Source organism: Salmonella sp. GDC200615, from assembly GCF_050574145.1.
GTDB classification, from domain to species: Bacteria; Pseudomonadota; Gammaproteobacteria; order Enterobacterales; family Enterobacteriaceae; genus Salmonella; species Salmonella enterica.
Window position 1 is genome coordinate 3,478,361 of record NZ_CP192247.1, and the last position, 17,424, is coordinate 3,495,784.

The window sequence follows — 17,424 nt, forward strand, 5'->3', positions numbered from 1 at the left end:
CAGACGAGGCGCAACATTCTTGTTAATATTCGGAGGGCAAACGGTTAATACTGATCAGTTTGCCTTTATTCATTTCAATGTAATTACCCTTACGCAGGGCCGCGAGAACTTCCGCCACCACCGATCGCGATACGCGCGTTCGTTGATGAATATAATTCATAACACCAATACGTGAGCGAAGTTCTTCATCCCACTCAATCATTGTCATTAACGTCGCACGAATTTGGTCGTAAGAATTATTACCAATGAGCTGCTTGTCACGAAGTTCCAGTACCTGACTTTTCCATACTATCCAACAGAAGGCTTCACGCCACAGTTGGTTTTGCTCAATGATGGCAAGAGTTTGTGATGATGAGAGGCGATAACCAATGCAACCGCTCTCCGCAATTAATTTATATTGTGCCTCTTTTTTCGCCACACCATCGGCTAAACCGAAAATAAAGGGGGCCTGCACAATACCAATAAGAACTTTATCACCGCGAACTAACGAAACAACCCCCTCTAAAATAACAAAGGTATGGGTATTACTTTCATCAGGTGAACAGATAATCTCTTTATCATTAACAAACTCGAAACGCGTACCATGCTTAGAAAGGCATTTATCGAGTCTGTAGAATTCCTGTAGTGGCTTGCTTAAAGATAACATATGCATTCCTTGCAATAATGCCCGTCAAGTCCTTGACGGGCATTTTTCAGTTTAAATTACCTTTATTTCTCCTGAGAGAAAATGATTACCAGGTATATTTAACACCAACGTTTGCAGACCAGTCTTGATCAACATCACCGCCGCCGAGGTAGTTAGCATCGGTGTAGGCGCTGAAGTTCTTCGTGAAGCTGAACTGAGTACCCAGACCAACACGTACCGCAGAACCTTCTACGCCGTTGTCGATAGAGTCGCCGTTTACGTCAGCATCGTTGTTGGAGTCGTCGTAAACGTAAGCCAGTTTGAAGTACGGCGTCAACGCCTGATCTTCGCTGTAAGTGAAGGTATAACCTGCATCTACACCGAGTTCATAACGCATGCTGTCGTAAGACTGACCGTCAACTTTCATGTCGTTGCTCAGCTGGTAGTCGTCGCCGGACTGGAACAGACCGGATACGCTGCCGTAAGGCGTTACGTAGCCTGCATCACCCAGCTTCAGATCATAACCCAGTTTCAAGCCGAAGCCCCAGGCGTCAGAAGAGGTGTTGCCGTCAACGTAAGTACCGTCGCTCATGTTAGCAGACAAATCGTTGTTGAAGTGAGAGTAGCTTAAGTTACCGTCAACAAAGATGTTGTTTGCGAAACGAGCGGAAGAGTAGATGTAGGCAGACTGGCTGTCCTGATCCACCTGACCGGTACGATCGCTCAGATCGCCTTTCACGAAGCCTGCTGCCGCACCAACGATCCACTTAGCGTTGTTACCGTCAACTTTGGTATCAACACCGACCATGATGCCATTAACATCCTGATCGTAGTTAATGGTGCCGTTGTCGCCGTTGAAGTTACCGCCGAAGTAGCTTACCCATGCGCCGCCGTTATCCTCCAGGCCATGACGAGCATTGGTCAGACGAGTACCAACGGTGTCTTGCTCCAGGTTCCAGATATTGGTGTTCGCAGAAGGAATGCTCAGCGCCATGTTAGCGTAGTCGGTCAGTTCCATCTGTTCCAGCACGACAGTGTTGCCTTCCTGCTTAGCCTGATAGGTGTAAGCACCCAGGTCAGCTTTGTTTGCTGCAGAGAAGGTTGCGGTGCTGTTCTTATCGTTAACATAGATCAGCTCATTACCTTTATAATCCGCAACAGAACCCGCGCCAGTGGCGTTGTCGATACGCACTTTATAGTTACCGGTGGCAGCTGCAACATTGTCACCAACGTTATCAACTTCATCCTGACCTGCTCCCGTCTGGTCGGTATCGTAAGTATCGCCGTTACCGTTAATGGTCAAATGACCATCAGAGTTCATCGCAATCACGCCATAACCGTAGTTAGACTTAGTCGTGTCGTTAGTACGATCGTTAGTCAGGTCAGCATCCAGTACGAAACGGTTACTTTCGATGTTGAAGACACCAGCGTTCACATAACCGTTAGCATCGGTGTAGCTGGTCAGGTTCAGAGTATCAACCTGCAGCGCATTAGAAGCGCTATTACCAACATCCAGTACACCATTATTGGTTACGTTGATAGTGTTTGCGTACAGGGCAGCATCATTTACGCTCCAGCCAGCAGAAACATCATCAGCAATCGTAACGGTACTGTTATCGATAGACAGGGTATCAGTTGCAACATGACCATCTTCATTGATGTTCAGAGCAGAACCACCAGTCAGGCCGATAGTGTCAGAAACCAGAGTAGAATCAGCAACATTGACAACATAACCACTATTGATACTCAGCGTATCAATCAGAGAAGTTTTAGTAGTGTCCCACTGTGATCCGGTATTCAGGGTCACGTTAAACAGGCCGCTCTGATAAACTTCGTTACCAACGATATGGTTATACTCACTGTAGTCAGTATAAATGTTATCAACACCTACAGTTGATAATGGCCACAGACTATTAGCTGCGATATCGATCAGAGTTGCAGTTGCCTCGGTACCTACAGCATAAGAATCGTAAACTCCATCCGGAGATGTGGCATCAAGAATACCGTCGCCGTTAGTATCTACAGTATATTCAAAAACACCGTCTCCATCGGCATCAGTACCAGTGTCTGTCATATGTACAGACATTGCTGCACCAACCCATTTGCTACCATTATTCAGGGTAACATCCATACGGTCAGTGCCATCCCAACCGTTCGTGTCGCGGTCAGCATCAGTATCACGATAGCTATCCGCTCCATTCGGGAAGAAGTTTTCATCGAAATTGCTGGAGAATACAACATCGCCCATCAGCGTGGAGTTGCTGAGGTTGACCGTCGTCTGCATTGCATTATCAGCATATGGGTGTGCAATTGCCGCAATCGCAATGTCATCAGCAGTATAAGAACCACTGTAATCGCTAGCGTTATTAGTATTACCAAACCAGCCGGAAGTACCTTCATCAGACAATGAACCAGAGGTTACGGTAGAATCAACAACATTGATTGTGTTATTAAATACTTCACTACTGTTTACGCCAGTGCTAACGGTGTTATCGTCGATATCTTCCCATTCGTAGCCCTGAGTCAGGGTAATACCAGCAACATGAGAATTATTTACAATAGACAGATCAACTTCCTGATCCAGTGTAATCGCGGTACCCATGCCATAAACATCAACAACATGTGTATCCGCAGTACCATCGGTATAGGTACCGTTATAGGTATAATGCTCGTAGTTGTCATCAATAGTAGAGTTATCAACGGTCAACGCCAGACGATCATATACATACCCGGTGTCACGATTTACGCAATCGGTACCCTCAAGACACGCGGAGGTAATCATACCGTGAATAGTACTGTTTTTAATTGTCAGGCTATTCGCATTAGTATTGGTAGTAACGCCATCATCCAGATAGTAGGTAGAAATAACGCCATTAACTCGCGCGTTATTGATTACAGGATAAATGTCACCGTTATAGTAACTATCAGTTGCGTAGTTGTTCCAACCTACATAGCCATCATAATAAACGTCATCAGCGTAGGTCGCATCGTTGTAGTGATGAAACGTATTGTAAGTGGTACCAGAAATATCATTAGTAGTAGCATTCGCCTGAGAAGTGATTGCCAGAGTGCAAGCCAATGCTAATTGTGAGACTACAAGTTTCTTTTTCCAGGAGTGCATTTGTCATCCCTCCTCAGGGACGTAATATAGTTGATCCATCAATTATCAATGCATAAAAACATACAGATGTTTAGCAAGAAGGATTATGCGGCGTCATTGCTAAAAGGTTCAATTATTCTTTATCCTCAGTCCGGATTCGGACATGAATTAAAAGGACGTAATAAAAGGAAAATTTATAATTGAAAAGCATTCTTTTTCATGGCCTTACAAGAAAATAAAAAAAACAAAACACATATAAGATAAATATGGATTAAAGAAAAACAAAATAAACATGAATAATGTTGAAACCCACATTTACTTAAATGACGATGAAATAAAACTAAAAACAACGTAAAACTAATTCTTATTTAAAATGATATAGTGCCTGAGGTATTAATCTTCGGTATATAAAGGAAGCGTCATGTTCTGCTGCCGCTGGGGCTGCGCCTGCTACGTTAAGGACCGTTTTCGTAAAACATCTGCCTGCAGATTCAGGTATACTGGGCCTTCGATTCCACAAACATCAGGCAGACCATGACAGACCTTATCCATCGCCCTCGCCGCCTGCGCAAATCCGCTGCGCTGCGCGCTATGTTTGAAGAGACAACACTTAGCCTGAACGACCTGGTGTTGCCGATCTTTGTTGAAGAAGAACTCGACGATTACAAAGCTATTGATGCCATGCCCGGCGTAATGCGTATCCCGGAAAAGCAACTGGCGCGAGAGATTGAACGTATCGCAAATGCTGGCATTCGTTCCGTTATGACCTTCGGCATTTCTCACCATACTGATGACACCGGCAGCGATACCTGGAAAGAAGACGGACTGGTGGCAAGAATGTCCCGCATCTGTAAGCAAACCGTGCCGGAGATGATCGTCATGTCCGACACCTGCTTCTGCGAATACACCTCGCACGGCCACTGCGGCGTGTTGTGCGAACACGGAGTGGATAACGATGCGACGCTGGCCAACCTCGGCAAGCAGGCCGTTATCGCGGCGGCGGCTGGAGCAGATTTTATTGCGCCCTCCGCAGCCATGGATGGACAAGTCCAGGCTATCCGCCAGGCGCTGGATGCCGCCGGTTTTACCGATACGGCAATAATGTCCTACTCCACTAAGTTCGCCTCTTCTTTCTACGGCCCCTTCCGTGAAGCAGCGGGTACCGCGTTAAAAGGCGACCGCAAGACGTATCAAATGAATCCGATGAACCGCCGTGAAGCGATTCGCGAATCACTGCTCGACGAAGCCCAGGGCGCGGATTGCTTAATGGTGAAACCGGCCGGCGCGTATCTGGACGTGCTGCGTGAAATCCGCGAACGCACAGAGTTGCCGCTTGGCGCTTACCAGGTGAGCGGTGAATATGCCATGATTAAATTTGCTGCTATGGCTGGCGCCATCGATGAAGAAAAGGTCGTGCTGGAAAGTCTGGGCTCGATTAAACGCGCCGGCGCCGATTTGATTTTCAGCTACTTCGCGCTGGATCTGGCTGAGAAAAATATTCTGCGTTAATTCTGTTACAGGGCGGCGCGCTGCCGCCCTTTCCCGACTTTACACCCCACTATTCAGTCGCAAACGCTAACCCGTTGCCGGACGCGGCTTATCCGGCTTACGGCTATTCCTCGATCGCCTGGCGAATTTGCTGCGACGACGCGGGATCGTCAATGGTTGTCAGATCGCCCGGATCGCGGCCTTCGCAGATCGCCTGGATCGTGCGGCGAAGCATCTTTCCGGAACGCGTTTTGGGGAGCTGCGAGACAAACCAGACATGCGCCGGACGACCAAAGTGACCAATCTGATTGTCTACCAGCGCCATAATCGCGTTTTCCTCGTCGCGCGCCGCCTCGCGATCCGCCAGCGTATCGCTCTGCTTCGGAATGACAAACGCCACCGCCACCTGCCCTTTCAGAGCGTCTTTTATCCCCACTACCGCCACTTCCGCTACGTTCGGGTAGCTGGAGATACTTTCTTCTATTTCTCGCGTCCCCAGCCGATGACCCGCAATATTAATCACATCATCGGTACGGCCCAGAATAAAGTAATACCCCTCGGCGTCGCGGATTCCCCAGTCGAAGGTGGCATAAACCTGACGGGTAAACAGCGACCAGTAAGTCTTCACAAAACGCGCATCGTCGCCCCAAATAGTCTGAATACAGCCCGGCGGCAGCGGCCCTTCGATCACCAGCATGCCTTTTTCATTTATGCCGCAGGGCTCGCCGGTGACTTCATTGAGTAGCTGGACGTTATAACCGTACATCGGCACGCCGGGACTTCCCAGACGCGACGGCCTGTCGTCCAGCGCGCGGGCCAGCGCCATGATCGGCCAGCCGGACTCCGTCTGCCAATAATTGTCGATGACCGGTACGCCCAGCGTCTCCGTCACCCAACTGGCCGTCGGCTCGTCCAGCGGCTCACCGGCCAGATAAAGCGCCTCCAGCGAGGAGAGATCGTGATTGCGGATTTGCGCCGTCGGGAATTTTTTCAGCACGCGAATCGCGGTCGGGGCGGAAAACATCCGGTTAACCTGGTATTTCTCGACAATTTTCCACCAGACCCCGCAGTCCGGGTACGTCGGCAGTCCTTCGTAAACAATAGTCGCCATGCCTGCCAGCAGCGGCGCGTAAACGATATAGGAGTGGCCGACGACCCAGCCGATATCCGATGCGCAAAAGAATACGCCGCCCGCCTTGCCGCCAAAAATGGTGTCCATCGAGGTTGCCAGCGCCACCGCATAACCGCCGACGTCGCGCTGGACGCCTTTCGGTTTGCCGGTAGTGCCGGAGGTGTAAAGAATGCACGAGGTTTCATTGGATTCCAGCCACGCCACCGGCACGCTCGCGCCGAGATGCTGCTGGCGTAACGTGGCAAAATCCAGATCGCGCCCATCCACCCACGCCATTTTCGCCAGCCCTCTGTCCACCAGCAGAACGTGTTTCGGCTGATGCTGCGCCTGCGCAATAGCGTCATCAAGCAGCTTTTTATACGGCAGGATTTTACCGCCCCGCGCTCCGGCATCCGCCGACACAATCAGCGCCGGTCTGGCATCGTCAATCCGCGCCGCCACGCTGTGCGAGGCAAAACCGCCAAAGACCACCGAATGGATCGCGCCAATGCGCGCACAGGCCAGCAGGGTTATCTGCGCTTCGGCAATCATCGGCATATAGACCAATACGCGATCGCCACGCTGCACGCCCAGCGACAGCAGCATAGCGGCCACAGCGTTGACTTCATCATGCAACTGGCTGAAGGTAAATGTGCGCTCTTCATCGGTCTCTGATGAGACGGCAATCAGCGCCAGCGCCTCCGGCTGTTTATCCAGCCAGCGGTCAACGGCGTTATGACATAAGTTAGTGGTGCCGCCGCAAAACCAGCGGGCAAACGGTGGACGGCTATGATCCAGCGTCTGCGTAAACGGCTGTCGCCAGTCGATACGTCGGGCCTGCTCGGCCCAGAACGCCTCCGGTTCGTTAATGGAACGCTGATAAAATTCGCTAAAAGACATCACGCTCTCCTGTTGAACTTACGCCTTACTGCTGGCTGGCTCAGATAACATATAAATCGAGGTATTCGTTAACCGGCATCTGCTCCAGGCGGGCTCTGTCCAGGGAGACATCCAGAATGCGTTGCTGCTGGCGAGTCGGGAACTGACGAGCCAGGTTAATTTTAAATTTTTCGATAAGCTTCGGAATACCGTCGGCGCGGCGACGCGCATGACCAATCGGATACTCCACGACAACCTCGCCAAAGCGTGAGCCATCAGTAAACTCCACGGTGATCGCATTGCCGATAGCTCGTTTTTCCGGGTCGTGATAGTCGGCGGTAAAAGCCGGGTCCTCATAACACACGATTTTCTCGCGCAGGGCGTCAATACGCTTGTCCTGCGCCACCTCGTCTTCATAATCCGCCGCGGTTAACCGTCCGAACAGCAGCGGCACGGCGACCATATACTGGATACAGTGATCGCGGTCCGCCGGGTTATTGAGCGGGCCTTTTTTATCGATAATGCGAAGACAGGCTTCGTGGGTACGGATGGTCACTTTCTCGATATCCGCTGCCGTTTTACCCGCGGCCTGCATCTGCTCATACAGCGTCATCGCCGCTTCGACGGCGGTTTGCGAGTGGAATTCTGCCGGGAAAGAAATTTTAAATAGCACGTTTTCCATCACGTAGGAGCCGTAAGGGCGCTGGAAACGGAACGTTTCACCTTTGAATGAAACGTCGTAGAAGCCCCAGGTTTTGGCGGTGAGCGCCGAGGGATAGCCCATCTCGCCGGTTTTCGCCATCAGCGCCAGACGTACCGCGCGTGAGGTAGCGTCGCCCGCCGCCCAGGATTTGCGCGTACCGGTATTCGGCGCATGACGATAAGTGCGCAACGACTGCCCATCCACCCATGCCAGCGATACCGCGTTAAGGATCTCATCGCGCGTCAGCCCCAGCATTTCAGCGACCACCGCCGTCGAGGCCACTTTCACCAGCAACACATGGTCAAGTCCGACACGGTTGAAGGCGTTTTCCAGCGCGATGCAACCCTGAATTTCATGGGCTTTGATCATCCCGCTCAATACCTGTTTCATGGTCAGCGGCGCTTTGCCGGCGGCGACGGCGTTGCGTGACAGCCAATCCGCAATCGCCAGAATACCGCCCAGGTTATCAGAAGGATGGCCCCACTCGGCGGCAAGCCAGGTATCATTAAAATCGAGCCAGCGGATCATCGCGCCAATGTTAAAGGCTGCCTGTACCGGATCGAGCTGGAACTGGGTGCCCGGCACGCGTGCGCCGTTGGGCACCACCGTGCCTGGCACGATCGGCCCAAGCAATTTTTTACAGGCCGGGTATTCCAGCGCTTCCAGACCACAGCCGAGCGTGTCGAGCAGGCAATAATGCGCGGTGTCGTACGCCACCTTTGAGGTGATCTCGTAATTCATCACGTAATCAACGATATCAACGATTTCACGGTCAAAGTCTGGGCGGATGTTCGAAATATGTGCGGACATAGGGTACAACTCCTGTTTTTATATTTAGAGGTTTTAATTAGCAACGCTTTTCGATCGGCACAAACTGGCGATCGTCCGGGCCGGTATAATTGGCGGAAGGACGAATAATTTTGTTGTCCTGACGCTGTTCAATAATGTGCGCCGCCCAGCCGGTAACGCGGGCGATGACAAACAGCGGGGTGAACATTTCGGTAGGGACGCCCATCATGTTGTAGGAGACCGCCGAAAACCAGTCGAGATTCGGGAACATCTTTTTGGTCTCCCACATCACCGTTTCCAGACGGTCGGCGATGTGGTACATCTTCAGCGAGCCGCCTTCTTCTGAAAGCTGTTTCGCCACCCGTTTGATCACCTGATGGCGCGGGTCGGCGATGGTGTAAACCGGATGTCCAAAGCCAATCACCACCTCTTTGTTTTCCACGCGTTTACGGATATCCGCCTCTGCCTCGTCCGGCGTTTCATAACGCTGTTGAATTTCCAGCGACACCTCATTCGCCCCGCCGTGTTTCGGGCCGCGCAGCGCGCCAATCGCGCCGATAATCGCGGAGTAGACATCCGAGCCGGTCCCGGCAATCACCCGGCTGGTAAACGTCGAGGCGTTGAACTCATGCTCGGCATACAGCACCAGCGAAATATGCATCGCCTTTTCCCAGCTTTGGGTTGGCTTTTCACCGTGCAGCAGATGCAGGAAATGGCCGCCGATGGAATCATCGTCGGTTTCCGGCTGAATACGTTCGCCGTTGTGGCTGTAGTGATACCAGTAAAGAAGGATAGAGCTGAGCGAGGCCAACAGCTTATCGGCAATATCGCGCGCGCCGGAGACGGTATGTCCCTCTTTTTCCGGCAGGGTGCAGCCCAGCGCGGAAACGCCGGTACGCATCACATCCATCGGGTGCGAGGCCGCCGGTAACGCTTCCAGAACGGTACGGACATTGGCGGGTAATCCGCGCAGCGCTTTTAACTTGCTTTTATACGCGTTCAGCTCGTCGCGGGTCGGTAATTTTCCGTGGATCAGTAAATGCGCGACTTCTTCAAATTCGCAGTGCTCCGCCAGATCGAGAATGTCGTAACCGCGATAGTGCAGATCGTTACCGCTTTTTCCCACGGTACACAGAGCGGTATTTCCGGCAGGTACGCCGGAAAGCGCGACCGATTTTTTAGGCTTAATGACATGCGTGTTGTTTTGCAGGATCGTAGTGTCTGTCATATTGTCCTCGTCATTATTGTAATGTGTAGGGTATTGAGGCGTGTAGGGTATTGAGGCGTGTAGGCCGTACCGTAGGCGGGATAAACGTAGTGCCATCCGGCATTGCCTGATGGCGGCTTCGCCTTATCAGGCCTACAGGCTACGATTTTTTATTCCTGTACAGCGCGTCCAGCTTCTCTTCGAACTGGTAGTAATTGATGCTTTCGTACAGCTCGTTGCGGGTCTGCATGATGTCGATCACGTTCTTTTGCGTCCCTTCCTGGCGCAGCACGGTATAGACTTTTTCTGCGGCGCGGTTCATGGCGCGAAACGCCGACAGCGGATAGAGCGCCATCGCCACGTTTGCGCTGCGCAACTCGTCGGTCGTAAACAGCGGCGTCGCGCCAAACTCAGTGATGTTGGCGAGGATCGGCACCTGCGCCACGTCGGCGAACCGGCGGTACATCGACAGTTCGGTGATCGCCTCCGGGAACAGCATGTCAGCCCCCGCGTCCACGTAAGCCTGCGCACGATCGAGAGCCGCCTCCAGCCCTTCCACCGCCAGCGCATCGGTACGCGCCATGATCACAAAGTTCGGATCGGTGCGCGCATCCACTGCCGCCCGAATTCGGTCTACCATCTCCTCTTTCGAGACGATCGCTTTGTTTGGACGGTGTCCACAGCGCTTAGCGCCAACCTGGTCTTCAATATGCAGCGCGGCGGCGCCCGCTTTGGCTATGGACTTTACCGTCCGCGCGACATTAAAGGCGGAGGAGCCAAAGCCAATATCCGCATCCACCAACAGCGGCAGCGGGCAAACATCCGTGATGCGCCGGATATCGGTTAACACATCATCCAGCGTAGAAATCCCCAGATCCGGCAGTCCGAGCGAGCCCGCCGCTACGCCGCCGCCAGAAAGATAGATAGATAGCCTGATACCCGGCCCGTTGGGCCAACAGAGCATGGTTGGCATTGATCGCGCCGACAATTTGTAATGGATTCTCTTTAGAGAGCGCGGCGCGAAATGCCTGCCCCGGCGAATGTAAAGACATATCTCGTCCTCATGTTAGTAAATTGTTATTCAAGATGTATTTACCAAAGCAAAGGCTATGCCAGGCAAAGAGGCAGCGAGAAAATTAAATACAATGAGATTTAAAAACAGGTAATTACAGTAATGCCTGTTATGAATAAGCGCGATTAAGGGAAAAGAAAAACGTGTCAGCTAACGTTTCATGAAACGAATCACCCCGTTTCATTGCAACATTTATGAAACACGTTTAAAACAAAAAATCGCCCCTTAAAGATGAGCCTACTGCGATGACGACTGCTCACAGCGCTCCGCGCGATAATAGCGATAAACCGGTGATCTGGACGGTCTCCGTAACGCGTCTGTTCGAACTGTTTCGGGATATCAGTCTGGAATTCGATCATCTGGCGACCATCACGCCTATTCAACTCGGCTTTGAAAAGGCGGTGACCTACATTCGCAAAAAACTGGCGACCGAGCGCTGCGACGCGATTATCGCGGCGGGTTCGAATGGGGCCTATTTAAAAAGCCGCCTGTCAATACCGGTGATCCTCATCAAGCCCAGCGGATTCGATGTATTACAGGCGCTGGCGAAAGCGGGAAAGCTCACCTCGTCTATCGGTATCGTGACCTATCAGGAGACCATTCCGGCTTTACTTGCCTTTCAGAAAACGTTTCACCTCCGTCTTGAACAGCGAAGCTATGTCACCGAAGAGGACGCGCGCGGGCAAATTAACGAACTTAAGGCCAACGGTATTGAGGCCGTCGTCGGCGCGGGATTAATTACCGATCTGGCGGAAGAAGCGGGAATGACCGCCATCTTTATTTATTCCGCGGCGACCGTTCGTCAGGCTTTTCATGATGCGCTGGATATGACCCGTCTGACACGGCGCCAGCGCGTGGATTACTCATCCGGCAAGGGATTACAAACCCGGTATGAACTGGGCGATATACGCGGCCAGTCGCCGCAAATGGAGCAGCTCCGCCAGACGATTACGCTCTATGCCCGCTCCCGTGCGGCAGTGCTGATTCAGGGGGAAACAGGGACCGGAAAAGAGCTGGCGGCGCAGGCGATTCACCAGACGTTTTTTCACCGCCAGCCTCACCGTCAGAATAAGCCATCCCCTCCCTTTGTCGCCGTCAATTGCGGCGCGATTACCGAGTCGTTGCTGGAAGCGGAACTGTTTGGTTATGAAGAGGGTGCGTTTACCGGTTCACGACGAGGAGGCCGGGCGGGGCTGTTTGAAATCGCACACGGCGGCACGCTGCTTCTGGATGAAATCGGCGAAATGCCCTTGCCGTTACAAACCCGACTTTTGCGCGTACTGGAGGAAAAAGCCGTCACTCGCGTCGGCGGACACCAGCCGATCCCGGTGGATGTCCGGGTGATCAGCGCTACGCATTGCGATCTGGATCGGGAGATAATGCAAGGACGTTTTCGCCCCGATCTCTTTTATCGCCTGAGTATTCTGCGTCTGACGCTTCCTCCTTTGCGCGAGCGGCAGGCTGATATTTTACCGCTGGCGGAAAGCTTTTTAAAACAGTCGCTGGCGGCAATGGAAATTCCGTTTACCGAATCGATACGTCATGGATTGACACAGTGTCAGCCGCTTTTGCTGGCCTGGCGCTGGCCCGGTAATATTCGCGAACTGCGTAATATGATGGAGCGCCTGGCGCTTTTTTTAAGCGTCGATCCCGCGCCAACGCTGGACAGGCAATTTATGCGGCAGTTATTACCTGAGCTTATGGTGAACACAGCAGAACTGACGCCTTCAACCATGGATGCGCACACGTTACAGGATGTACTGGCGCGCTTTAAGGGCGATAAGACCGCGGCGGCGCGTTATCTGGGGATTAGCCGCACCACTCTGTGGCGTCGTTTAAAAGCAGGTGCCAAAGACCAGTCGGATAATTAAGACAAATGACAGCGTCCTGAATGCCTGATGGCGCTACGTTTACTGCAGGCCGTCATCCGGCAAAACGGATGACGGTTGCCAGGAATAAAAATACCCGCCGGAAACCCAGGCGGGTATTTTTATGATGCAACGCTTTTATTTCTTTTTATAAATATCAGCCGTACCATGAATTTTATTTTCTGTCTGCCCGGACGTCAGCACCACCACATCCGCCCCTTTTTCATCCGCCTTTTTGATTAAATCTTCTCTGGCGTCCAGCGGCGACATTTCCCCGGTGGTGGAAATCGTGCCAATTTTCGTGTATTCGGAGGCGACTTTATCAAAGTCCGTTTTTTTCATGATTTCTGCGGCATAAACGTTTGTCACGACAAACGCTAATGCGCCAAGCATAACCTTGTAGCCAGTTTTCATAGCAAAACCCTCGTTTTATTATTACACCATCATCGCTTTATCAGAACAAAAAGGCCGTTCGGACTGATTAAATAAGTAGTGTAGATTGCTGGAAAAATCCAGTCAGCCCCCGCTCAGTCGGCATAACGACGCGGATTAAAACGCCCCTGCTTTGTGATCTCACTCGCAATCATCTGGTTTGACTATTAATAAGATGAACGTTATTTCTTGAGGCTAAGAGAAGAGTTGCCTATGGAGCCGTTTCATGCCGTTGTGCTTACCGTCAGTCTGTTTGTGTTAACCTTTTTTAATCCCGGCGCGAATCTGTTTGTGGTGGTGCAAACCAGCCTCGCATCAGGACGCCGGGCGGGAGTCATCACCGGCCTGGGCGTCGCCACGGGAGACGCCTTTTATTCCGGGCTGGGGCTTTTCGGTCTGGCGACGCTCATTACGCAATGCGAAGCGGTATTTTCTCTTATCAAAATTGTCGGCGGCGCCTATTTATTATGGTTCGCCTGGAACAGTATTCGCCACCAGGCGACGCCGCAAATGAGCACGCTCCAGACGCCGATTGCCGCCCCGTGGACGATTTTCTTTCGCCGGGGATTAATGACCGATTTATCCAATCCGCAAACCGTACTGTTTTTTATCAGTATTTTTTCCGTAACGCTTAGCGCAGAAACGCCCACATGGGCAAGGTTAATGGCCTGGGCCGGAATTGTGCTGTCATCCGTTATCTGGCGTATTTTTCTCAGCCAGGCCTTTTCGCTCCCCGCAGTCCGCCGCGCTTATGGGCGTATACAGCGCATTGCCAGCCGTGTTATCGGCGCCATTATCGGGATGTTTGCGCTCAGACTTCTCTATGAAGGCGTGACGCACCGCTAATGTTTGCCCGGTAGCCTTTGCTACCGGACGATAAGCGTTATCAAAACGCCCATGACACGCTGCCTACAATGCTACGCTCGGCGCCAAAATAACAATAAGAGAGCGAATTACAGGCAGCGACATAGCGTTTGTCCGTCAGGTTATTTACGTTGAGCTGGGCGCTCAAGCCATTTAACCCAATGCTGGATAAATCATACCCTACCACCATATCGACCAATGTATAGGACGGCAACGTGTGGGTATTCAGGCGATCGCTGGTCACGCCGTTGACGTACCGGATGCCGGAGCCCAAAGTCAGCCCCTCTAACAGACCGCTTTTCACATCGTAGCTTAGCCAGGCGCTGGCCTGGTTCCGTGGAGCATAAACCGCGCGCTTACCCTGCTCTTGCGGGCTACTTTTCTTATAACGGATATCAGTATAGGTATACGCCGCCTGCAAACGGACGCTATCCGACAAATGGCTAATGGCCTCCAGTTCCACCCCTTTAGACTCAATTTCACCAATCGAGCGGTACGGATCGGTAGGTTCTTCTTTGGTCGCGATATTTGTCTGGTTAATACGATACACGGCGGCGCTAAACTGGCTATTCCCCCCCAGCGGTTCGTATTTTACCCCCGCCTCCCACTGCTTGCCTTTCATCGGTTCCAGCACATTGCCGTTTTCGTCGGCGAAGCTGGTCGGCGTAAACGCGGTAGAATAACTGAGATAGAGGGCGACGCCATTGTCGAACAGATAAAGCAACGCGGCACGGGTGCTGACGTTGTTTTTATCGAGATCGCTGCGTGAATCATGAAGTTTGTCGATGTTAGACACGCTGACCCGATCGTAACGACCGCCCAACGTAAAGCGCCAGCGATCCCATGACATCTGATCCTGTAAATAGTATCCGGTCTGCCGCAGCTTATGTTTTTCACGGCTATACAACGTAATGTAATCCGGCTGAGCGCCATAAACAGGGTTGAAAGCGTCAATCGGCGGAAACGCGCCATAATAGCCAGTAGTATGATTACTGCGATCCTGATAATCGATCCCCACCAGCAGACGATGATTAATCGCCCCGGTATCCACGCTGCCGTCGAGCTGATTATCCAGCGCGATAGCCGACATTTTCTCCCCGGAGCCGGAATAGCCGCGATTCAGCGCCGTTTCATTCAACCAACCTGCGGCATAGACCTGATTCAACGTCACTTTGGTATGCAAATAACGCAATTTTTGCCGTACCGACCAGCCGTTATCGAACAGATGCTCAATGTTATAACCCACCATATTTTCACGGCGATCGTATTTGTCGTAGTCATCTTCACCTTCAAAGAAAGTGTTAGAAATTTTTCTGCCGTTATAAGGTACAACCGTGCCTTGATAAGGCAGTCCGGAGTGGCTACCGCCTTCCGGATCACGGTGCAGATAGGCCATAAGATCAAGACGCGTCCGATCGGTAATTCGCCAGGTCAGGCTCGGCATCAGCGCATAACGTTCCTCTTTCAAGGGGGTAAACTGCGAATCGGCGTAACGTGTCATACCGCTAAGACGCGCCGCCACACGTTCATTGTCATCCAGTGGGCCGGTCACATCAAAAGCCGCCCCGCGCTGGTTGTGATTGCCGGCAAACAGCTTCACTTCTCCCCCGACATCAAACGCCGGTTTTCGCGACGTCAACGCGACAATGCCGCCTGGCGATGAACGACCATACAGAACGGACGCCGGGCCGCGTACCACCTCGATATCTTCCAGAAACCAGGGGTCAACCACCAACGAACTGTGCGAATTGGTGTCGCCCATCATTTTTAACCCGTCGAGATAGACGTTATCCAGACTACCGTCCGAAAAACCACGCAATACGATGTAATCAAAGCGGTTAGAGGCGCCTATCTGGTTACTGTATACGCCTGGGGTGTAGCTGACCGCCTGACGCACGCTGGTTGCGCCCTGCTCTTCAAACTGCTGGCGGGTAATAATGGATACCGACTGCGGCGTTTCAATATCTGGCGTCGCCAGCTTGGTCGCGCCACTCTGAACGGGCGAGGTGACAATGACGGTATCATTTTTTGTGGTTTCCTGGGCAAAAAGAGGAAAAGTCGCGCCGCCGATAGCTCCGCCTATCAATAGCGCCATACGCGTTGTCGCAAACATGAACATCTCCAAAGGCATCTTTATTGTAAATAAGAATTATTACCTTTTAGAGATAACGGACCACTATGCGTAACGCCAGATTGCCTATGCGCAATGATAAAAAATCACCCAAAGCGGCAGAAAACCGGGTTAGCGGCGGATATTACCGTTCTGGCGGGGCGCGTTACGCACAGTGGCGGGACGCCGTCAGAGACGCGTCACGCAGCTCGCCGGGCGAGCAGCCATAACGCCGACGAAATGCCGTCGCAAAGTTAGTGGCATGTTGATAGCCTGACATCCAGGCGGCCTGCTGCACGCTGTATCCCTCCATCAGATAACGACGCGCGCGCGCCAGGCGGCAATCGCGCAGATAATCAAACACGGTACACCCATAGGCATGGCGAAACTTGCACCGCAGGCTACTTGGACTCATTGCCGCCCGACGCGCCAGTTCGTTCAGCGTGTAGGCTTTTTCCGGCGTCTGCTCCAGTAAACGCCGAATGAGCTCCAGCCAGCTGATATTCACCGGTGACGGGAAGCCCGCGTTTTTGCGTTGCGGGCTGACATAGATTTAGCGCATAGCCCAGCAATTGCAGCATGATGCCTTCCAGCATTAACTGGCGTGACGCCGCATGAGGTCCGGGCTGCTGCGCATAACGTAGCCCCGAAAGCAGAAACTCCGGCACCTGCCAGACCCTCGCCGAGGTTGCGCTATTTTCCCACTCGTCTGCCAGCGAGACAGGCAAACGCTCCCGCCATCCGCCGTCCGGGTACATTCCCAGCGATAAGGTGCGCAATTTACTGTCTGCGCCGTGATGGGCGCGTATCGTCTGCTGCTCACTCAGTTGCGAGCAAAACGCCATCCCCGCGCTCAACAAAAAGGTCTGCTCATTGACAGCCAGCGCGACGTTACCTTCCAACACCACCAGCATATACAGCGGACTGCTATGGCGAGAGGTGGTTTCATAAGGTTGTAACACGTGAACATCCGAGCGTGTAATGCAAATCCCGCCGGGAAGCGCTATCTCTTCGATATCGCCATGAAGTACGGGACTACTCTGCGTATACTGCGGTAACGCAGGGAAGCGGTAATCAATGCCATAACGCTCGCCAAACGCGATGAAGTCGCTGACGGAAAAGATCTTTTTCATCGCCGGGGCGGCGGAAGAGTGACAGGAGATCGGAGACATCATC

The 17,424-nt window shown here is 52.3% G+C and carries 10 protein-coding genes and 2 pseudogenes; 3 read left to right on the forward strand and 9 right to left on the reverse strand.

Going from position 1 to position 17,424, the window contains the following annotated elements; genetic code table 11:
- Nucleotides 1-22: 22 nt before the first annotated feature.
- Entirely contained in the window at nt 23-646 is a 624-nt protein-coding gene (iprA, locus tag ACQ29O_RS16830) for a hydrogen peroxide resistance inhibitor IprA (RefSeq protein WP_000950242.1), read from the reverse strand.
- A gap of 85 nt (nt 647-731) precedes the next feature.
- Nucleotides 732-3,746, reverse strand: a complete 3,015-nt coding sequence (ehaB, locus tag ACQ29O_RS16835; protein ID WP_020937106.1) for an autotransporter adhesin EhaB — start codon at nt 3,744-3,746, stop codon at nt 732-734.
- A 513-nt stretch (nt 3,747-4,259) separates the two neighbouring features.
- Between ehaB and hemB the strand changes: the two genes are divergently transcribed.
- Nucleotides 4,260-5,234 (forward strand): porphobilinogen synthase, encoded by a 975-nt coding sequence (gene hemB / locus ACQ29O_RS16840; protein ID WP_000130724.1) that lies wholly within the window; start codon nt 4,260-4,262, stop codon nt 5,232-5,234.
- Nucleotides 5,235-5,337: 103 nt separating this feature from the next.
- Here the strand turns inward: hemB and prpE are convergent, their stop codons facing one another.
- The 4 genes and pseudogenes from prpE to prpB form a co-directional block, all read right to left on the reverse strand.
- Complete coding sequence (prpE, locus tag ACQ29O_RS16845; RefSeq protein ID WP_000010207.1) at nt 5,338-7,224, reverse strand: propionate--CoA ligase; 1,887 nt, start codon at nt 7,222-7,224, stop codon at nt 5,338-5,340.
- A gap of 40 nt (nt 7,225-7,264) precedes the next feature.
- On the reverse strand, nt 7,265-8,716 hold the full coding sequence (locus ACQ29O_RS16850) for a bifunctional 2-methylcitrate dehydratase/aconitate hydratase (protein ID WP_001272701.1): 1,452 nt from the start codon (nt 8,714-8,716) through the stop codon (nt 7,265-7,267).
- Between the two features lie 37 nt (nt 8,717-8,753).
- Nucleotides 8,754-9,923, reverse strand: a complete 1,170-nt coding sequence (gene prpC / locus ACQ29O_RS16855; RefSeq protein ID WP_000132748.1) for a bifunctional 2-methylcitrate synthase/citrate synthase — start codon at nt 9,921-9,923, stop codon at nt 8,754-8,756.
- A gap of 139 nt (nt 9,924-10,062) precedes the next feature.
- Nucleotides 10,063-10,954 (reverse strand): annotated as a pseudogene (gene prpB, locus ACQ29O_RS16860) (methylisocitrate lyase).
- A gap of 265 nt (nt 10,955-11,219) precedes the next feature.
- Between prpB and prpR the strand changes: the two are divergent.
- A complete protein-coding gene (gene prpR, locus ACQ29O_RS16865; RefSeq protein WP_000205288.1) occupies nt 11,220-12,845 on the forward strand; it encodes a propionate catabolism operon regulatory protein PrpR in 1,626 nt (541 codons plus the stop codon).
- Nucleotides 12,846-12,980: 135 nt separating this feature from the next.
- Here prpR and yahO read toward each other — a convergent pair whose 3' ends face one another.
- Nucleotides 12,981-13,256 carry a DUF1471 family periplasmic protein YahO gene (gene yahO / locus ACQ29O_RS16870; protein ID WP_000848026.1) on the reverse strand — a complete coding sequence of 92 codons (276 nt, stop codon included), beginning with the start codon at nt 13,254-13,256 and terminating at the stop codon, nt 12,981-12,983.
- 231 nt (nt 13,257-13,487) lie between these two features.
- Between yahO and ACQ29O_RS16875 the strand changes: the two genes are divergently transcribed.
- Nucleotides 13,488-14,120 carry a LysE family transporter gene (locus ACQ29O_RS16875; RefSeq protein WP_000433131.1) on the forward strand — a complete coding sequence of 211 codons (633 nt, stop codon included), beginning with the start codon at nt 13,488-13,490 and terminating at the stop codon, nt 14,118-14,120.
- 40 nt (nt 14,121-14,160) lie between these two features.
- Here ACQ29O_RS16875 and foxA read toward each other — a convergent pair whose 3' ends face one another.
- Together foxA and foxR are read right to left on the reverse strand one after the other, a co-directional pair.
- The gene (foxA, locus tag ACQ29O_RS16880) at nt 14,161-16,269 is read right to left on the reverse strand and encodes a ferrioxamine B receptor FoxA (RefSeq protein ID WP_001127729.1); all 2,109 of its coding nucleotides are present in this window, start codon (nt 16,267-16,269) and stop codon (nt 14,161-14,163) included.
- Between the two features lie 145 nt (nt 16,270-16,414).
- Nucleotides 16,415-17,420 (reverse strand): annotated as a pseudogene (gene foxR, locus ACQ29O_RS16885) (ferrioxamine uptake transcriptional regulator FoxR).
- Nucleotides 17,421-17,424 lie beyond the last annotated feature (4 nt).